The organism is Burkholderia sp. APQ4-4ca (assembly GCF_057837105.1).
The window spans coordinates 1-4,245 of record NZ_JBYQCG010000183.1 but is presented as its reverse complement, the minus strand read 5'-3'; the positions used below and the strand labels follow the sequence as shown (position 1 = coordinate 4,245).

Annotated in this window: 5 protein-coding genes; 4 read left to right on the top strand and 1 reads right to left on the bottom strand. The window is 64.8% G+C overall.

The features are described 5' to 3' along the window. On the top strand, nucleotides 1-546 hold a 546-nt coding region (locus tag AC3IFE_RS20600), incomplete at its 5' end, for an MFS transporter (protein WP_489191765.1). A gap of 2 nt (nucleotides 547-548) precedes the next feature. Then, nucleotides 549-1,481, top strand: a complete 933-nt coding sequence (locus AC3IFE_RS20595) for an amidohydrolase family protein (RefSeq protein WP_489191764.1) — start codon at nucleotides 549-551, stop codon at nucleotides 1,479-1,481. A 48-nt stretch (nucleotides 1,482-1,529) separates the two neighbouring features. On the opposite strand, the gene AC3IFE_RS20590 is transcribed toward AC3IFE_RS20595, so the two are convergent. Continuing rightward, a complete protein-coding gene (locus AC3IFE_RS20590) occupies nucleotides 1,530-2,450 on the bottom strand; it encodes a LysR family transcriptional regulator (protein ID WP_489191797.1) in 921 nt (306 codons plus the stop codon). Nucleotides 2,451-2,559: 109 nt separating this feature from the next. Here AC3IFE_RS20590 and AC3IFE_RS20585 point away from each other — a divergent pair, with 109 nt between their 5' ends. Further along, nucleotides 2,560-3,297, top strand: a complete 738-nt coding sequence (locus AC3IFE_RS20585; RefSeq protein WP_489191763.1) for an SDR family oxidoreductase — start codon at nucleotides 2,560-2,562, stop codon at nucleotides 3,295-3,297. A gap of 56 nt (nucleotides 3,298-3,353) precedes the next feature. After that, nucleotides 3,354-4,245, top strand: an 892-nt coding sequence (locus AC3IFE_RS20580; protein WP_489191762.1) for an alkene reductase, incomplete at its 3' end; no start/stop codon positions are given.

Here is a 4,245-nt window from a genome sequence, read left to right as displayed (position 1 = left end):
TCCGCGGCAGGCAGCACGCTGTCCGTGTGGCAGCCGCAGCTGCTGAAGTCGTTCGGCCTGACCGTCATGGAGACCGGCCTGCTGAACTCGGTGCCGTACGCAGTGGCCTCCGTCCTGATGGTGTACTGGGGGCGGCGCTCGGACCGCGTCGGCGAACGGCGCTGGCATACGGTCGTGCCGATGCTGCTGATCGGCGTGGGCCTGTTCGCGACGTCGCTGAGCGGATCGCTGCTGCCGACGGTCTGCATGCTCTGCGCGGTGCTGGTCGGCGCGTATTCGTTCAAGGGCCCGTTCTGGGCGCTCGCCACCGACATGCTGTCCAACAGCACCGTGGCGGCCGGGCTCGCGACGGTCAATGCGATCGCGAACCTGCTCGGCGGCGGGCTGATGGTGAACGTGTATGGGTGGGTGAAGGCGGCGACGGGCAGCTACGCGCTCGCGTTGATGCCGCTCGCGATCCTCACGCTCGTGAGCGTCGCGACGCTGCTGCTGCTTACGCGCAATCATGCGGCCGGCAAGCTGGTCGGCAAGACGGGGACGATCTGATCATGGCGCGCATCGCGAGACGCGAATTCCTCAGGATCGCCGGCGCGACGCTGGCTTCGGCTGCATTGCCGAGGCTGGCCGCTGCCGACGAAACGTGGTCGAGCGGCACCGAGCGGCCGGTGTTCCAATTGCCCGAAGGGGCGATCGACTGCCACATGCACATCTACGACGACCGGTTTCCGGTCGCTCCGGGCACGACGCTGCGCCCGCCGAATGCGACCGTCGCGCAATACCGGCGCGTGCAGGCGCGGATCGGCGTGAAGCGCAACGTGGTCGTGACGCCGTCGACGTACGGGACGGACAATCGCTGCACGCTGGCGGCGCTTGCGCAGTTCGGCGACGACGCGCGCGGCGTGGCCGTCGTCGACGGCACCGTGAGCGACGACGAACTTCGGGCGCTCGATCGCGGCGGCATCCGTGCGATCCGGTTCAACCTGAGCTATCCGGGCGCGACGACGCTCGACATGCTGGCGCCGCTCGCCGCGCGTATCGCGAACCTCGGCTGGCATATCGAACTGGTGGTGCAGGGTGCGCGGCTCCCGGAGCTGGAGCCACATCTTGCGGTGCTGCCTTGTCCGCTCGTCATCGACCATATCGCGCATGTGCCGCAGCCCGGCGGGCTGTCGTCGGCCGCGTTTCGCACCGCGCAACGCCTCGTCGAAAAGGGCCATACGTGGATCACGTTGTCGGGGCCGTACGTCGACAGCAAGACGGGGGCGCCCGCCTACGACGACGTCGCGCCGGTCGCGAAGGCGCTGATCGACATGGCGCCGGAACGCATGCTGTGGGGCACCGACTGGCCGCACCCGACGCAGAAGACGGACAAGCCGGACGACGCAAGCCTGCTGGACGTGATCGCCGGGTGGATCGGGCGTCCGGACTGGCAGCAGCGGATATTCGTCACGAACCCGGCGAAGCTGTACGGATTTGCATAGCGCAATGCGGTGGGCCGGCATCGGCGCGCGCCGACAGCGGGTACGTCGTCAATGGCCTGCCGCATACGAAGCAAAGACTTTCTTCAGGTATGCCAGGAATACTTTGACGGCCGGGCTACTCCGGCGGCTCTCGGGCCAGAGCGCGGTGATAGTGGAGCGCGGTTCGACGAACTCGGTGAGGACCGGCACGAGCTCCCCGCGCCGAACGTACGATGCAGCGACATACGTCGGTGAAATGCCCACGCCTCCACCTGCCGCCATGACGGCAGCTACCGCATCGCTGGTATCGACAACGATGCCCGCATCCGGCGTGAGGCTGAGCGACGCTTCGCCCGTGGCAAAGGTCCAGCGAAGAACTTGCCCCGAACTTTGAAAGCGAAAGTTCACGCAATCGTGATCCACGAGGTCGTCGGGATGTCTTGGCACACCGCGTTTGGCAAGGTAGTCCGGAGACGCGTAGGCGCCGATGTAGTGAGGGGAAAGCGCTCGCGAGACCAGACGAGAGCCCGCGAGGTCCCCCACGCGAACAGCCACGTCGATACCTTCACCGACGAGGTCGACGAAATGATCGCCCAGGCGCAGGTCGAGCGACAGCTTTGGAAAGCGCTGACGAAACGCGGGTAGGGCGGGCGCGATCAGATGGACCCCGATCGGGAGCGGCGCGGTCACTTTCAGGATGCCCGCAGGCTCGGATCGCGCCGAGGCAGCAGCCTGTTCGATCGCTTCCATTTCCGACAGCAGGCGCAGCGTGCGTTCATGCAGGTCGCGCCCCTCGTAAGTCAGCGTCAATGACCGTGTCGTGCGGTTGAACAGTTTGATCTCGAAGTGACGCTCCAGGCGCTGGATACTTTTGCTCACAGCGGAAGGCGTTACGCCAAGCGCGCGCGCTGCAGCCGAATAGCTTCCTAACGATGCCGCGCGGCTAAATGCGATGAGACCGGTGAGGCGGTCCAGGCTGATTTGTTCCATGGCGGAAATATAGAAGCGAATGCGGCGCTGATTATCAATGTCCGCTGCCAAGTATAGAGTGCTCTGCACGGCGCCGTCTTGAGTTGCGCCGGCTGACAGGGCCCACTTCATGAACTCCGATTTCGATTCGCATTCACTCGAGAGCAAGTCCGTCCTCATCTTCGGCGGAACGTCCGGAATCGGCCTTTCCGCGGCCAAACAGGCCAAGGCCGCCGGTGCAAGCGTCACGGTTGTCGGGTTCAACCCGGAGGGCGCCGAACAGGTCGCGATCGAGAATGGATTCGCGGGTTGGCGGAGCGCCGACGTGACCAAGCCGGAGACCATCGTCGCGGCATTGGCGGACATCGCTCACGTCGACCATCTCGTTCTCCTCGCGGGAACCTTCGTGGCAGGCAAGGTACTCGAGGCGGACGTCGACTATCTACGGCGGGCGTTCGACGAGCGCGTTTGGGCAGCCGTCCATACCTTGCGCGCATTGGGTGACCGTCTGGCGGCCGATGCCTCCGTCACGTTCATTTCCGGCGTGTTGGCCGATCGACCCAACGCCTATGGCACAGCCATTCTTGCGTCCGCGTCGGCCGCGATGGAGGCGCTGGCCAGGGGGCTGGTTCTCGAACTTGCGCCTCGCCGTGTCAACACCGTTTCGCCCGGCACCACCGATACACCGTTGCTGGCTCGCACGCTCGGCGAAGGTCGTGACGCGTACGTCAACGCATTGAAGGACAAATTGCCGCTGCACCGTTTGGGAACCGCCGAAGAAGTGGGCGCTGCCGTGGTGTTCGTCATGAGCAATGGATCCATGAACGGCGAGACGATTCATGTCGACGGCGGCGCTCGCCTTGTCTGAGTCGGATAAAGAGTTGCCGGCATTTCCACGTTGGCAAAAACGAGAAGGAGGTTCGGGTGCCTACGCTGTTCGATCCGTTGCGACTCGGTGCGATTGAGGCGCCCAACCGTATCTTCATGGCGCCGATGACGCGTGCGCGGGGAACGCGCGAACACGTACCGACCGCGATGATGGCGGACTATTACAGTCAGCGTGCGTCCGCGGGGCTCATCATCTCGGAGGCAATCGGCATCTCCCGGCAGGGCCTGGGATGGCCTTACGCCACCGGGCTGTGGGCAACTGCGCAAATTGCCGGCTGGCGCACGGTGACCGATGCCGTGCACGAAGCGGGTGGTCGCATCATCGCTCAGCTTTGGCATATGGGGCGAGTCGTGCATCCGAGCTTTCTGAATGGCGCACCGCCTGTCTCCTCGTCCGGGACGACGGCGCCCGGCCATGCTCATACCTACTCGGGCAAGCAGCCCTACACGCAGGCACGCGCACTCGAGATAAACGAAATTCCCGCGGTTGTCGAGCAGTTCGCCGCCGCAGCGCGGAATGCGCTGCAGGTCGGCTTCGACGGCGTACAGCTGCATGCGTCGAACGGTTATCTGATCGATCAATTCCTGCGAGACAGTGCCAACTTCCGCAGCGACGCGTATGGCGGATCGATCTCGAATCGGCTCAGGCTTCTCATCGAGGCAACCCGGGCTGTCGCGGATGTAGCGGGTCCCGGCCGTACCAGCGTTCGTCTGTCTCCCAACGGCGAAACCCAGGGCGTGCGTGACAGCGATCCCTTGCCGTTGTTTGTCGCGGCCGCCGAGGCGCTATCCGCGGTAGGGATCGGATTCCTGGAACTGCGTGAGCCTCCGCTGAACGGCAGTTTCGGCGTCGGCTACCTCGATCCGCTCGCTGCGAAAATTCGACCGGCTTTCAAAGGACCGCTGGTGCTCAACTCGGATTTCGACG